A 14,470-nucleotide genomic window follows, 5' to 3' on the forward strand; every position below is an offset into this window, starting at 1 on the left:
TATAGGCGCGACCTGCCCAGCGGAAGCCGGGCTGCTCCCCGATAGCTCAGCGGTAGAGCATTCGACTGTTAATCGAATGGCCGTAGGTTCGAATCCTACTCGGGGAGCCATTTCCTTTCGGGGGGCATTTCGCCCCCCCGAAGGGGTCGGATCAGATCCACCATCGGTGGCAATTTTCTCAAGAATTCCAAATGGTTCGCGGAAGCTGACCGTCAGTTCGCCGAAGGCGAATTTCGAGTTCGATAATACCAAATTCAGAGCCCTTCTTTTGGTCACCAGAGACTGCTCCGCAAAGCGGTTGTGAGCCGTCCGGGCGAAATCCAGGAGCGCCAGGCCGTCGTCGATCAGGTCGTCTTCGGCGCAGTGGAGGCTCTCCATGTTTCGCAGAGTCCGATCACGTTCTTCGCGCCAGGTCGCTGAAACCCGATCATGGAAGTCATCCGTGACGCGCCCATCTAGCTTATCGAGGTAGAGCTTATCGAGCCGGTGCTGGAGGCGATCGGCTTCCGCCCGGAGCCGCGCTATTGTCTCGTCACGGTCGCGTCGCTCGTCGGCATGGCTCTCGCGTAGGGCCCGCTCGATGAGGCCGAATGTCACGTCGTCCAGCTTGAGCCGCCGAAGGACAGCGGCGAACTGCTCGTCGAGCACCTCTTCCCGGACGTAGCGCTCTGGGCACCGACCTTTGAATTTCGAGCAGTGGTAATAGATATACCGGCCCTTCTTAAGCTCGGCGGTGACCGCGCAGCCACAGTGGCCGCAGGTGATCAGCCCTGTGTAGGCAAACTGCAGCCGATTACCGTGAACGTTAGAGATGGACCGTCCATCGAGGATCTCCTGCACGTTGGACCATGTCGCGTAGGTCGTGAGCGGCGTGTGAGACCCCTTGTACGTCTTGCCGAGCCACTCAAACGAACCGGTGTAGATCCTATTCCGCAGCATGGTGTTGATCGTGCTGCCCCCGACGGGCTTCTGACTTTTGCGATAGCGCAGGCCCGCCGCATTGGCCATTTGGGTGACTTCTTTGATGGAATACTGGCCGCTCTCGAACCATTCGAACACACGGGTGACCAGTGGTCCGACTTCCGGATCGAGCACGATGACCTTCTTCCCCAGCGGGCCCATCACGTTCGAATAGCCCAGTGGCGCGCAGGTCGGCCAAATGCCCTGCTCTGCCTTTTCGAGCATCCCTTTGCGCGTCTCCTCGGAGAGGTTGTCGATGTAGTTCTTGGCCATCAGCACCTTGATGCCATGCATGAACTTTTCCGAAGATCGCGAATCTCGGGAGAGGACGACATTCTCTTTCACGAAGTGGATTTCGATATCCAGCCCGTCCACCGTCACCCAGTCTTTCAGGTTACGGTATAGTCTGTCGGTTTTCTCGACGAGGATCGTCCTGACGCTGGGATGCGACCGGATGTACCGAAGCATTTCCTCAAATCCGACCCGGCCGGCCCGCTTGGCGGTCTCGACGTCGACGTGTTCGGCAACAACCGAAATCCCGTTCAGGTCGGCATACTCCCGTATCAGCTTCAGCTGGGCCGGGATAGAAAACCCTTCCTTCTCCTGCTCACTTGTCGATACCCGTGCGTACATAACGGCCTTGTTGCGCTCGGTAACAATACGCTTAGCCATTGCCTGTACGGTTTTTGCGCGCGGTTTTGCCATGTCTACTGATCTCCTCACTCACAATATACCACCCTTCCTCCAGTTTTTGAATGAAGTTCGATAAGTTCGATATGTGCCTTACTTGGGCTTTCTTTGTTTTACTTAGCCATCCCCATCGCCTTTCTGACGCGAATATTGGCCCTTGAAGGCCAAAAAATAGTCCGTTAGGTCGCCAAGAAATTTTCTCGCTTCGTCATCGCTAACCGGTCGAGCCAAGCGCGCCTCGAAATGAGCCCGGGCGTCGGCCACCAGCCCGGGAGAGAATAGCGAGCGCCTGGAAACTCGTTGCGGCCCGAATCCCAGCAAGGGGTTTGGTCGCACGGACTGAGGAGGCTCTGGATCCGGGGGCAAAGCGGCGGTCGGTAGCGGGGCCAATTTCGGCACCTGGACACGCGCGGCCTCGATTGCTCTCACTTCGTCTACGGCGGGAGGCACAATGCCCGTCCCGGACGGTCGTGGTCGGCGCCGTCTTCTCATTGCGTCGCAGCCGAGGCAGGGCGCGCGGTCCCTACGAAAAGGTTCGAGCCGAATCGCCGTCGCAGATGCTTGACGACACTCGCTGTATATCTGCGTTGCCTCCAACCGGTCGGACTATGATAGACGCCGACCGCTTTCCAATAGTCGCCGGTTGTTGCCAGCCCGGACAGGAATATCCAGCGAGCAGCCTCGACGTTGAAGCACGCATCCTGTTTCAACCAATGCCGGATGTGGCGCTCCGGCCGTCCGCTTACGGCGGCGAGGCGGGGCACCCACCAGCTGTTGACCTGCAGCGGCCCGAGATCATGGCTGCCGTCGCCATTCGCGATCTCGGCGCCAATCCATCCCCCCTCCTGATCGCGCAATCCCCAGAGGGTTTTCCCGAGCCAGGCACGACCACCAGCTGACCGGGCGATACACGCTGCGACGATTGGCTCATCCGATGACCTCGGCTTCGCGGCACGGGCCTCGAACGACGGGAGTGGAATAAGAGCCACGGCAATCGCCAGGGCAATCTCGGGGCCGAATGACACAATGGTGCGCCGCGCCGCGGCCAACTGCGGCGAGGCACTAGTGATCATGGCTGCCTCCATGATCCTGCTGCTGCGCCTGCGCCGGCTCGGCCTGTGATTGGGTAGCCGGCCGCGCCGGGTTCTCCATGCTGCGGGCCAGGATGCCCGTCAGCCATTTGTCCACGGCACCAGCCGCGGATTGCGCACGTCCCGCCAGGAGATAGGCCAACCCGCCTTGCTCGAGGCCGTGGCGCGCCTCTCGCTCGGCTTCCATCCGCTGTTTACGCGCACCGCGGTCGCTGCGCTGCTGCTCACGCAGGCGGTCCCACCGATCTCCATGGCGGGCCTCACGTTCCTTGTGGCTATCTCGACCGAGGCGCCCCAAGCCCTCCAGTGCCGACGTCTTCTCTCCTGAATGGCGCTCCAGCTTATCGACGAGCCGGTCGCGGTCCTCTGTCCAGAGCTTCACACCAAACCGGGCTCGCGTGATCGCGGTGTAGTAATTCTGTCCGTTCACCAGACCGGAATTGACCGGAGCAAGGACGTAGGCGCGAGCGTAAGTCTTCGACTGCGCCGAATAGACCGTCTCAGCGTAGCCATGATCCCAGGTCTTATGCTCGCCGAGGTCGATCGACTGGAGCCGGCCGTCGCGGTCCCACCGTATCGTCGCCCGGCTTCCGTCGAGACTCTCCACCGTGCCTCGTTCGGCATTCTTGAGATCAAGGTCCTTGCTGGCGAGACGCCATTGGATCCGGTCACCCTTCGACAGGTCGCGCTCTTCCTGTCGGAACACATTGACCTGCGACGCCTTCCCGATGCGAGGATCCCAGCGGATTGTGCGACCATGTTCATCGATCAACCGGACGACCTGCCGCCCTCGCCCGTCGCGCCCGATCCCGACGACGCGATATTCTGCATCGCGCGCGATCCCCAGATCAGCATTGTCCCGCGAGAAGACGAGCACCTGTCCGCCCGAATAGAACCGGGCGAAGTGTTTCTCCTGGTCGGTCATTCCGGACGGCGTCAGGACCGACAGACGGGCCTCCTCGGCCGCGATGGCGCCCTCTGTCTTCAGCGCCTCCCTGATCTTCGTGTTGACGATCAGGCGGGTGGCATTCTCCAGAACGAGGATGTTGGTGTTGGCGCGGTTCTCCGGCTTCAGCCGCGTCCATTCGCCAACCAGTCCCTTGGCGAGCGCTTCGGCGTCCCCTCCGCTTGTAACCTTGTCCAGGTTCTCGAGCGACGCGGCATAATTGCCCAGGCGCGCCTGGGTGACCGCCGCTTTCATCATCCGGGTTTCCTGCCGGACCGATTCGGTCAGTTCCGCCGTCGGCAGCCCGAGCTTCTGCAACAGCCAAAAGGCCTTGCCCTGCTCGATGGCACCGGTCTGCTTGTTGTCGCCCAGGACGATCAGCCGTGCCCCCGTCATACGGCTGATCTCGAGCACGCGAAGCGCCTGGCGGTTGCCGAGTTGCCCGGCTTCGTCGAGCACCAGGACATAGCCATCATCGATATTGCGTCCGCCCCCGGCGACCAGACTGGCAACGGTGCGAAACTCGATCCCCGCACTGGCGCCAAGATTGGCGGCTGCCGACGAAGTTGGAGCGAGCGCGATGAGCGTCGTTCCCCGCGGCGCAGCTTCGTTGAGCGCCTTCACCAATGTCGATTTGCCCGCGCCGGCGACGCCGTGAACGCCGACCAGCCGATCGCTGGTCGTGCCGATGTGGAGAAGCGCCGCCTCCTGTGCGGGATTGAGCCTTGGCTCCGCCAAGACTGCGCGGATGCGTTCGGGGGTCGAGATCGGCGAGGCGTCGCCAAGCGACAGCGAGAGATGCTCCGAGAGCGCCAGTTCCAACCGGGCGGTGCGTCGCGTCGTCCGTCCGCGGGTATGGACCGCGTCGCCGGTTTGATGGGGCGTTGCGAGCAGCTTGAACCGCTTCTCATGCTCCTCGACCAGCGGTCGGACATCCGAGAGGCGGACCTCCCCTACATGGGAAGCAAGTGCGAGGCGGAACATCCGTCCCAGGTTGTTTACCGCCTCGCGTGTCTCGGCCTGGCGGATGCCGAATAACATGGCGCGGGCGGATAGCTGGGGATCTGGAGCAAGGTTGCGGTCGCCGGTCTGATCGGCTTCGGCGCGCACCTCCAGCATCGCATCGCGGTGCTTTTCAGATGCGGCGGCCCAGCGGTCACGCAGCTCGTCAACGCCGACCTTCTGCTTCGGGGGTCGCGTTTCGTAGAACGATTTGCGGCGAGCCGCCTGCCCCGTCAGCCCATGCTCCTTCGCATGCGCCTCGATTTCCTGGGACCGTTTGGAATTCTCGACGATGAGGTCGCGAGGAAGACCGTGGATCTCGAACAGACCGGTGCGAGGGTCCGAGGCGACCTCATAGCCGATCTCCCGGATCTCATGTGCCAGCTCGTTCCGGTAAACCTGCCCGGCGACGATCTGCTCGACATACATCGCCCGGGTTTCGAGACTGACCATCTGGCCGTCGTCGTCGCGGTTGGTCATGTTCATAACCACGACATGCGTGTGGAGTTGGGGGTCGAGCTGACGCGACGCATGTTCGGTGAACTTCGCGAAGATCAGGCGCCCGGTCGTCTCATGGACGATCTCGCCGTTCGATCGATGCCGGAGCATCGCGTGTTCTTCGAGATAATCGAGTGCGACCCCGACCGCGCGTTCGTGCGCCGCGACCAGACGTTCGTCGCCGTGAACGAGCGCCATGATCGATACCGATTTCGGAGCACTGACCGCGAAGTCCCAGCCCGGATGATGCTGGATGCTGCCATCGGCCCGGTGCCGGCCGAGTTGTTGGTCGCCGACCTTTCCCGCGAGCAGGTCCGCGAAGATGGCGGGATCGACCCTGCCCTCCAGCCCGAGCTCGGCGGCGATCCTGCCACCCCATTCGGACGGCTCGTCGCCGCCCTTGGTGTAATAATCGCCGACGGTGTAATATTTCGCGATGTTGGCGGGCGTGCCCTTGAGGCGGCGGGGATGGATCATGCCGGGTCCGCCGCATTGCGGTCGCCGTCACGCCGACCGTGCTGCTTAAGCCGGAACGCAGTTGCCCTCCCGTACAATGTGAGCTGGGGCGTCACGATTACCGGCTCGATGTCGCCCGTGGAGCCGCTCGACGACGGCGTAACTGGCTCATCTGATGGTGGCGCTTCCTGCGCCTCCGCTGGGGACACCGCAGGCGCCAACGGTAGCTCATCCGTCGCCTCTTCTTGATGCGCACGCCGCCGCTTCGCCGGCGGGCGGGTCGCTACAGGTTCCGACTGCGTGGCCGGCTCAGACGCGGCGAGCGGATCGATCGCCATGCGCGCCGGGGGCGACAACCGCTCCTCGAACGCGACGCAGACGGACGGCACGCGGTTGTAGCTATCCTGGAACTGTACGACCGGCAGATTGCGCCCGAAGCGGAGATAACCGCACAGGTTGGGCAGATTGGTCACCTCGGTGTGCATGACTAGCGGCCGGGTGACCTGCATGCGTGAGAGGTTCACCCCGTCGCGCATATCGTTCACGCCGTAAGACATGCCCTCATTGGCTTCGACCTGCTCGACCTGGCCCAGATTCTCCGAGACATGCTTCGCGGTCGGGGTGTCGTTGGCGCGCAGTGCCACCCAGGTCGAACAATAGCCGGTGATCGCCGCGGCATCCTGAATGCCGTAGGTCGCCTCGAGCTGCGGATAGGACTGAAAGCCGAGGATGCCGCACCCGCCATATTTGCGGGCGCGCGCCAGGAAGTCCGAGAGCGACGGCAGTTTCTGGAGCGAAGGCAGCTCGTCGATTACGCAATAGAGACGGCGGTTGCGGTCGGCGGAAAGGCTCATGATGGCGCTGATCGCAATATCGAGCCAGACCGTGATCAGGGGCCGGAGCGACGGCAGCTGGTCCGCCTTCACCGTGATAAACAGCCAGCTGTCATCCTTTTCGTTGGCGACCCAGTCGCGGATCGAAAGCCCGTCCTCGGTGTCATCGAGATAGGAGAAAGAGCGCATCACCGAGGCAAGCTCGGCCTGGATACCTGCCGATGTCCGCTCCCCCTCCAGGGAGATGAAGGCGGCAGCGTCGGTCCCTTGCGCGAACGCGGCCAGATCCTTCAACTTCGACCTGAGCAGGGTGTCGAGGAGGATCGACACGAGCGTGCGCTGCTGCCGGGCGAGCTTGCGCATCACTGCGACCAGCGTTCCGCGCGCAGACTTTGCCCAAAACGGATCGCCCGCTTTATCCGGGATCGTCGACTCCGCGATCTGGTCGTAGTGATAGTCGCGCGGGACATCGACCCAGGGGGACCAGCGGTCGGAGCGCACGTCGAGTGGGTTGAGCAGGATGTCGGTGCCGGGGCGGTAGAATTTCTCGACGAAGGTACCTGCGGTATCATAAACAATCGCGCGCTTGCCGCGCTGGCGGATCCCGTCGAGCATCTTGATGATGATGTTGGTCTTGCCCGTTCCGGGGGCGCCGCAGATCAGGATATGTTCGGGCTCGAACGCATCGGGGACGTTCACACCGCCGATCTCGAAGCTGCCGCGAGCGCTCCGCCAGAGCGCCCGCCGCACCTGCCGGACGGTGCCGAACCGAGCCCCACGCAGAAACTGGTTGGAGCCGAGCCCCCTCCCCGTCCGGGTGAAGTAGAACCAGGCCCAGAACAGCATCGCGAGCGCGAACACGCCGGACAGCGCCGCCCCATGGATGAGGTATGTCTCGAAGGCCTCGAGCGTCCGGTGCGCGACACCCGATTCCAGCAGGCCTTTCGGTGAGGTCCAGTACTGCCGGCCGTCCGGTGTCTTGAACAGCAACGGGGTCGCGTTGCCGGGGATGGAATCCCCCATGACGCTCGCCTGCGCGAGCTTCATCAGGACGAAGCGCTCATATTCGGAGGACTTTTCGAGTGCGTACCAGATGACCCCGCCGACCCAGATCACGAGCCCCGCGACCAGGGTCTGATAGAAGACCTGCGTGGTCATCCGCACATTGTGGACGATGGCCTGGCCACCCCGGGTCCAGCTCCCCAGCGTGTCGTGGCGAAAAATGCTCATGGCCGGTCCTGCTCGGGATCGAGCAGCCCCCTTTCCCGGAGCAGCCGCCGCGCATCGTCCAGCCCCTGTTCGAGGACCTCTGGCGTGCGCTTGCCGACCGACGCGGCAAGGATTGCGAGCGCCTGAATGCAGGTCGCGTGGAGCTCGTCGAAGCGCGCGTGATATCCCGACGGATCGGTGCCCTCGAAGCGCTCGAGGATGTCGCGACAGTAAGCGGCGGTGGGGGATCCCGCGTCGCGGGCGCGTCCGTCGAGGCGCCTGAACAGCGCGTCGTCGAGACGGATGGTGATACGAGCCAAGGGGCGAGACTCCCGTCTGGCACCCTGACGATCATGATGAAGCGTCGCCCTTATAGCGGAATTAGGCCGCGATCTCAAGGATTTGTGGTGGCAGCCGCCGGCAGCTGGATTGAGTCAAGCAAGCTCAATGACTTGAGCCGGCGGCATATCTCGGATGGCTGCCAGTGGCGGCCAGATTGCGCCAAATCGGCTGCCGACCTGTGCCACGCATAAGCCTTTAAAATAACTGGCGAAAAGAGCATCGCAGCACCCGTGCGTACGGTGCATTACTTCGCCTCCGGGCGTGCGTCCTCCCTTCCGCAGCGCCCTGAGCGCTGCGCAGCCTCGACCGGGCACGGGCGTGGCTTCCCCCGAAGGGGACCCAACAAGAATGGACTTGCGCGCGAGCGCGCTCTTTTGGATGATGCGGGCTTGGCGGGCAGACCCATGTGAAGGAACATGGATATGCCGAAACAGACCGAACGCGAACGGCTCGTCGATCTCGAATCCCGCCGCCGTAAACTCGATGACGAAGTCGAGGCGGCGCGCCGCGCCTTGCGCGGCAAATATGCTGCTGCCGTCACCGAACTGGAAGTCGAAAGGCTCACCGAACGCGAGTTCAGAGATCTCGTCGTCCAGGCCATTCGTGCGGGCGGATCCCCTTCCCTGGCGGCGCTGAAAGCGTTGCCGGCTCAGCCCCGCTGATCATGACAATGTCGCCCGCAGGCGGCCCAGCGACGAGCATGGCGGAGCCACGCGCAGGAGGCCGGTGCTCCCTTTTCGGGGCGCCGCATCGTCGGGCGACGGGCCTGGCCTTCTGCCGGGTCCCTGAGCCCGGCGATCCTGTATGCCCGACAAAAAAAGGGACGGCCCGGGAATGACCCGAGCCGTCCCTTCGCATTCCTCACCGCGCGGCTGCGGCATGCGGCTGCACCCGGCTGAGGAGACGTGGACGCACCCCCGCTTCCTGCAGGATACGCGCGAGGTGCCCTTGGATGCCGGAGCCTTCACAGACGATCGCATGCACCGGCTTCATCGCCACGATCCGGTCGTTGCGCACGAACCCGGCGCGCTTGCCCAGTCCCTTCGGCAGGTCGAACCGCACCACCTTGACGCCGTTCGCTGCCGCCCAGGCTTCGGCGATCGCGTCGGCGCCGCTGTCCTGTGCCGTGGTCAGCAACACCATGTTCGGAGCCAGCGCTCTCGCCTTGTCCAGCTCGGTGTGGATGGCGCGATAATCGTCCCATTGCGCCCCGCCCGAGAAGGCGACGAGCGGCCCCTGCGGATGGTGCTGGTCGATCCTGCGGTCGCGCCGGGCAGCGAGATAATCGGTGGCGGCAATCACCGAGGCGGTGCGCTTGCTCGACACCAGTGACCCGCGGGCCGCAGACCAGGGCTTGCCGGTTTCGTTCCGGAAGGCGGCGGCGGCATGGTCCCGCATGCAGGCGATGGCGTCGCTGGCCTCGTCATGCTCCTGGCATTTGAGCTGCGCCTCCTCCAGTTCGCGCATCATCACCTCGCTGCCATCGGCGCAGCGGATGAGACCCTTCACCGCGCGCGCTGCGTCGTCGGCCTGACCGGCAAGACCCCGCGCCGTGCTGTGCAGGCTGTTGACGATGCCCCATGCGATCCGCTCGGCGACCTTCTCCAACCGGGTATCGCGCAGGACATCGAAGACGGTGCTGATCAGCATCTCGGTGGCAAGCTGGACCTCCATCGGATCGGGCATGTCGCCGAGGAGTTCGTCCTCTCCCCGCATCACGCGGACCCCGTCCAGGTCGGAGGAGAAGGCTTGCGCGAAGGCATCGCTGGGCTGGGCGGTCTCGGCGGCGATGAGATCGGCGATTTCGGAGAAGCTGCGGGTGCTACGGAACATCGTGGTCATGGGAACCTCCTTTTTCTTGAAAGAGGTCATTTCCCCTGCACGGGCTTCGAGCATCGGGGTCAAGGATCGCGAAGCGACCGCGCCAGCGGCGACGGGGGTCACGATTTTCTTTGGCGCCGCACACCGCTCGCGAGGATCCGCCGCCCTCGCGCGCCAAGGAAAATGGTGGGGCCCCGTCGTCCTTGAGGCCGGTGCGTCCCGTGCCACACTAAGACGGCTTGAGAGAGAGGAAGAGGCTGTGATTCGGGGGGCTCGATGCCCCCCGAATCGCATCGGACGACGCGGACCCTTTGTCCGCTTCGGCCGTCCAACGCCGGTGGCTCGCGCGAGCCCCCGGGCCTCAGTGGAGCGAGCTCTCGGGTGGTCGATACGCCTCGAACGGGTTGCCATCATGGAGATGCCCGAAGGGCGTGATGACATAGTCGCCATCCTCCCGGCCGACGGCGCAAATCACGTAGCGAGGCTCGCCGGTTTGCACGTCGGTGCATTCGACAAGAGCAAGGTCTCCCGACTCGGCTGCGCGCAGCAGGGTCGAGAAGTTGCGGCGGAAGGCGTCCGGGATGGCCATGATATCCTCCCGTGGTTCAAGCTGCGACCGCGGCGGCGCGGCGGCGTTCTCGCCGCCTGCCGCCTGCAAGACTGCGCACCGGCATACCCTTGTCGGGCGCCTGGTCGGATTTGCGGAAGGCATGGATAGGCACGCCGGCGGCATCGAGCTCCTCATAGAGATTGGCCTGGACGCCCGACCCCTCGCACAGGACCGCCATCACCGGGTTGAGATCGCGAAGTTTGCGGTTGCGCGAGAAGGCCGCCTTCATGCCCGAGCCCATCAGGTTGAACCGGACGGTCTGGACCTTGCGCTGCGCGGCCCATTTCTCGGCGATGAGATCCGCCCCCGCACGCTGCGCAGTGGTGATCAGAATCATGTGCGGGATTTGCTCTCTGACCAGATCGAGCCGCTCCCACAGCAGGTCGACATCGTGCCAGACGGCAGGTCCGGAGAAGATGACGATCGGCCCTTTTGGGTTGTGCCGATCGCGGAGTTCGAGCTGGCGCGCCCGCAGGAAATCGACCGCGGCGATCTGGCTTGCGGTGGACGTGCGCGACGCGCGAGACCCCCGCGCCGGCGACCAGGGCCAGCCCGACATCGCCCGGTACATCTCGGCCGCATAATCGCGCATGGTCTCGATCGCGAGCCGCTGTTCGGCGGTCGACTGGCAGAGAAGCTGCTTCTCTTCGAGCTCGCGGTTATAAACCTCGCCGCCTTCGGGATTGCGCGCCAGCACGCCGATCTCGTCGGCGAGACTGTCCTCCCGGCGCTCGAGCTTGCCGGCGACGAAGTGGAAGGAGTTCACGAACCCCCATGCGATCTCGGCCGCCAGCGGCTCCAGCCGCGTGTCGGCGAAGAGGTCGAACAGCGTCGCGATCACGCCGGCGCTATCGGCCTGTGCCGCCAGTTCGTCGGGCATGCCATGTTCGCCCGGCTCGTCGGCGGGTTCGATGATCGACAGCGGCAGGGGATCGCCGAAGGCGGCCTGGAATTCGGGAGTGGCTGTCATCTCGGCATAGAGGGTTTTGAGGTCGGCGAAGCGGGCGATGCTGCGCACGGGTTCGTGCCTGGTCATCGGTTGGGTCCTTTCAAAGAACGGTATGAGGAAGGGAGAAACCGGGAGGCGCGCAGCGCCCCCCGGCCGATCGGACTGGCCTCAGAACGGCACGTCCTCGTCGAGATCGCCGGCAAAGCCCCGGGTCCCGCCCTCACCGTCGAGCGGCGCGGTGCTGCCCCCGAACCCACCGCCCGACGGGCCGCGTTCGCCCCCGCCGATGCTGCGCTCGCCGCCCTCATAATCCTCACCGCCGCGGTTGCGCTGCGCCCTGCCGGCCGGACGCGCCATGTCGTCGCGGCGCCACGAAGCCCGGAACCCTTCTTCGGCGGTCCCGAACAAGGCGACCTGCATCGGGAAGCGCCAGGACTGGTCGTCCAGTTCGCCCGAGTAGAAGATCTCGCCGGTGGTGTTGATCGCGGTCGCCTCGAACAATGCGCCGTAAGGCACCCAGCGGCCGTTGCGGTTGATCGCCTCGACCTCGAACTTGGGTGCGCGGGGATTGTTGCTGCTGATCGGCTTCAGCCGGGCGCGGGGAAGGTCGATCTCGCCGCAGGCGATGAAGCCCACCAGCGCCCCGTTGACGTTGCGGAATTCTCCAACAGTTTTCGAAACAGTCATGTCATTCACTCCTCTAAAACGTCGCATCTGCGACGCTCTCAAAGAGCCTCCTCTTCTCTCCTGCGGCGGACCCATGGCGGGGCGAACGGCCAATCGTCCAGGGTGGTCCCGGGCCCACGAGGCCTGTTCGCCGCGGGCGGAATCAGCTATGCGAAGGACATGGACCCGGAGACGCTACGTGCGGCGGCAAAGCTCGCCCGGATGCGCGCCGAGCGCGGTGGCGGCTCGGCGGCCCGCGAGGACGGCATGGCGCGCCTGGGCGCAGCGCGCGCTCTCAATCAGCTTGCCGCGGATCTCGACGTCACCGCCGACGAATTCGACCGCCCCGCGAAAAAGCGATCCCGCCACAACCCTTCCTGACACGACGCCTTTCGGCCCCGCGCCTTCCTTCACGATAGGTGATCGTTACCCGAAGGGACGAGATCGGGCGCAGCCCGAGCTCGGTCGGAGCGAAGCGGAGATAGAGCGCCGGTGCCCGCGCAGCGGGCAATCGCCGGATCGTCCCCGAACCGATACGCGCCCCCCCACCGCCCATGGGACTCAATGCCCGGTGGGCAGGAACCGGCGCGACGGCCTCCCGCACCGACCGATCGCCCCGGCGCGGTACCGCTGCCGGGCGCACCGTTGAAACGGCCGGGCGAAGAGGCTCAGCCAGTTTGGCTACGCAGCACAGACCGCATCCAATCGAGCACGCCACGGACCAGAACCGACGCGCCAAATAGGGGCGGCAGCAGACCGAGCACGATCGTGACGGCGGTCACCCAGCGAACCCGCACTGCCTCCACCGGCACCGGCGCCGAAAGTGCCGCGTGGGCGACGCTTAGCAAATACGGACACGTCCCCACGTCACGCGAACGTTATCCTTGGGTAATATGCCCAGCCCAGCTACCAATGCGACCTTGTGAAATAGCACGACCGTTCGTACACACACTGCATGAAAGCGAACGCGACTCGAGCCAGAGTGATCGAAGAGGGATTGAACACCCTGAGTGAGGGGGGACTCACTTCGGTGACGATCGGCCGGCTGGCGGAGGCAACCGGACTTTCGAAGAGCGGCCTGTTCGCGCATTTCAAATCGCGCGAAGCACTGGAGGTCGCGCTGCTCGAGGAGGCCGCACGGCTCGCCGACAAGCACGTCGTGGAACCGGCGATGCGCAACCCCGAAGGGCTTCCGCGGCTGATGGCGCTGGTGGGTTTGTGGTTCGGCTGGTCAGCGCGGGCGGGGCTGCGCGGCGGCTGCCCCATCGCCGCCGCGCTGTTCGAGCTCGACGACGCACCCGGTATGGTTCGCGACGCGGTCGCCGCGCTCGACGCGAAATGGCGAACCCTGCTGCGCGATCATGTGCAGCAGGCGGTGGATTTGGGTCATCTCCACGCCCAGACGGATCGGGACCAGCTCGTCTGGGAACTGGGCGGCATCTATCTGGCCCATCATAGTTCGATGCGCTTCCACCGCGATCCGCAAGCCGATCAGCGCGCCCAGTTTGCACTCATCGCACTGCTCCAGCGCTGCGGCGCCGATCCCGCGCACCTCTAAGCAAGGAGGCGAACGGCATGCTGGAGCGCGTGGACCCCATCGCGATGGCCGAGGATCGGGCACAGATCAAAAGGCTGCGTCTGGTCTCTCTCGTCGAGGCCACCACCTTGCTGGTGCTTGTCCTGATCGCCGTGCCGCTCAAACATGCGTTCGGCTATGCGCTGGCGACGAGGATCATGGGGCCCGTCCATGGTGCCGCGTTCGTCGCTTATGCCTGGTGCGTGATCGCGACCGTCTCGGCCGGAGGCTGGTCACGCTCTGAAATAGCGCGGCTGAGCCTCGGCGCATTCGTGCCGTTCGGGGGCTTTCTCAACGCGGGGCTCCTGCGGCGAAAGCAGGTGGAGCTCGCTGCCGACCAGCCGGCCTTGCCATGATCCCCTATCTGGTGGTGAAGGCGCTGCATGTGGCGTGCGTCCTCCTCTTCGTCGGGGGTCTGTTCTCCCAGGCATTTGCCGTGGCCGCGGGTCAGCGCGGCGATGCCGGGATCACGGCGCTCGTCTCCACCTGGGATCGCCGGGTCACCGTGCCGGCGATACTCGCCGTCTGGCTGACCGGCGCGGCGATCGCAGCCGAGGGGGCATGGTTCGCGAGTCCGTGGTTGTGGGCGAAGCTGACCCTGGTCGTTGCCTTGACGGGTCTCCACGGGATCCAGTCGGGCAGGCTGCGGCGTCTTCGCCGGGGCGATCCGCCGCCGGCCGCAATGCGGGCCAGCCATACCGCCGCCTTCATAGCGGCTTCGGTTGTCAAACGGCGTTCAAAAGGGACCCCCGATCGGCGTCGAAGAGGGACCCCTTTTCGGATATGATGTTGGTTTGTTGAAGATGGCCTTGCGCTGCGTG

Annotated in this window: 13 protein-coding genes, 1 tRNA gene and 1 pseudogene; 6 read left to right on the forward strand and 9 right to left on the reverse strand. The window is 64.6% G+C overall.

Features of this window, described 5'->3' with window-relative positions; translation table 11 throughout:
* Positions 1-35 precede the first annotated feature (35 nt).
* Positions 36-110 (forward strand) — tRNA-Asn (locus tag DI606_RS11120).
* A gap of 517 nt (positions 111-627) precedes the next feature.
* Here the strand turns inward: DI606_RS11120 and DI606_RS11125 are convergent.
* The 5 genes and pseudogenes from DI606_RS11125 to DI606_RS11145 form a co-directional block, all read right to left on the reverse strand.
* A pseudogene (locus tag DI606_RS11125) lies at positions 628-1,665 on the reverse strand (recombinase family protein); the annotation flags it as partial.
* A 473-nt stretch (positions 1,666-2,138) separates the two neighbouring features.
* Positions 2,139-2,723, reverse strand: a complete 585-nt coding sequence (locus DI606_RS11130) for a lytic transglycosylase domain-containing protein (RefSeq protein WP_247650752.1) — start codon at positions 2,721-2,723, stop codon at positions 2,139-2,141.
* On the reverse strand, positions 2,713-5,664 hold the full coding sequence (gene mobF / locus DI606_RS11135) for a MobF family relaxase (RefSeq protein WP_168846112.1): 2,952 nt from the start codon (positions 5,662-5,664) through the stop codon (positions 2,713-2,715). Before mobF ends, DI606_RS11130 begins: the two co-directional genes overlap by 11 nt.
* The gene (locus DI606_RS11140; RefSeq protein ID WP_168846113.1) at positions 5,661-7,706 is read right to left on the reverse strand and encodes a type IV secretion system DNA-binding domain-containing protein; all 2,046 of its coding nucleotides are present in this window, start codon (positions 7,704-7,706) and stop codon (positions 5,661-5,663) included. Before DI606_RS11140 ends, mobF begins: the two co-directional genes overlap by 4 nt.
* Positions 7,703-8,005: a hypothetical protein gene (locus tag DI606_RS11145; RefSeq protein ID WP_168846114.1), complete on the reverse strand. Its 303-nt coding sequence runs from the start codon at positions 8,003-8,005 to the stop codon at positions 7,703-7,705. The genes DI606_RS11140 and DI606_RS11145 overlap by 4 nt, the downstream gene beginning before the upstream one ends.
* 444 nt (positions 8,006-8,449) lie before the next feature.
* On the opposite strand from DI606_RS11145, the gene DI606_RS11150 reads away from it, so the two are divergent.
* Positions 8,450-8,689 (forward strand): hypothetical protein, encoded by a 240-nt coding sequence (locus DI606_RS11150; protein WP_168846115.1) that lies wholly within the window; start codon positions 8,450-8,452, stop codon positions 8,687-8,689.
* Between the two features lie 199 nt (positions 8,690-8,888).
* Here the strand turns inward: DI606_RS11150 and DI606_RS11155 are convergent, their stop codons facing one another.
* From DI606_RS11155 to DI606_RS11170, 4 genes are all read right to left on the reverse strand, one after another.
* Positions 8,889-9,869, reverse strand: a complete 981-nt coding sequence (locus tag DI606_RS11155) for an SLOG family protein (protein ID WP_168846116.1) — start codon at positions 9,867-9,869, stop codon at positions 8,889-8,891.
* A 340-nt stretch (positions 9,870-10,209) separates the two neighbouring features.
* Entirely contained in the window at positions 10,210-10,437 is a 228-nt protein-coding gene (locus DI606_RS11160; RefSeq protein WP_168846117.1) for a DUF6117 family protein, read from the reverse strand.
* 16 nt (positions 10,438-10,453) lie between these two features.
* Positions 10,454-11,494 (reverse strand): DUF2493 domain-containing protein, encoded by a 1,041-nt coding sequence (locus DI606_RS11165; RefSeq protein WP_168846118.1) that lies wholly within the window; start codon positions 11,492-11,494, stop codon positions 10,454-10,456.
* A gap of 81 nt (positions 11,495-11,575) precedes the next feature.
* The gene (locus DI606_RS11170; RefSeq protein WP_168846119.1) at positions 11,576-12,094 is read right to left on the reverse strand and encodes a DUF736 family protein; all 519 of its coding nucleotides are present in this window, start codon (positions 12,092-12,094) and stop codon (positions 11,576-11,578) included.
* 159 nt (positions 12,095-12,253) lie between these two features.
* Between DI606_RS11170 and DI606_RS11175 the strand changes: the two genes are divergently transcribed.
* The 4 genes from DI606_RS11175 to DI606_RS11190 all read left to right on the forward strand — a co-directional run bounded on the left by DI606_RS11175 (position 12,254) and on the right by DI606_RS11190 (position 14,436).
* Positions 12,254-12,454: a hypothetical protein gene (locus tag DI606_RS11175; RefSeq protein WP_168846120.1), complete on the forward strand. Its 201-nt coding sequence runs from the start codon at positions 12,254-12,256 to the stop codon at positions 12,452-12,454.
* 574 nt (positions 12,455-13,028) lie between these two features.
* Positions 13,029-13,631: a TetR/AcrR family transcriptional regulator gene (locus tag DI606_RS11180; RefSeq protein ID WP_168845736.1), complete on the forward strand. Its 603-nt coding sequence runs from the start codon at positions 13,029-13,031 to the stop codon at positions 13,629-13,631.
* Positions 13,632-13,648: 17 nt separating this feature from the next.
* Entirely contained in the window at positions 13,649-14,005 is a 357-nt protein-coding gene (locus DI606_RS11185) for a DUF3817 domain-containing protein (RefSeq protein WP_211090953.1), read from the forward strand.
* The gene (locus DI606_RS11190) at positions 14,002-14,436 is read left to right on the forward strand and encodes a CopD family protein (protein WP_293982805.1); all 435 of its coding nucleotides are present in this window, start codon (positions 14,002-14,004) and stop codon (positions 14,434-14,436) included. The genes DI606_RS11185 and DI606_RS11190 overlap by 4 nt, the downstream gene beginning before the upstream one ends.
* The last annotated feature ends 34 nt before the right edge of the window (positions 14,437-14,470 follow it).

It is taken from the genome of Sphingobium sp. (assembly GCF_003248505.1).
In the GTDB taxonomy this organism is placed as follows: domain Bacteria; phylum Pseudomonadota; class Alphaproteobacteria; order Sphingomonadales; family Sphingomonadaceae; genus Sphingobium.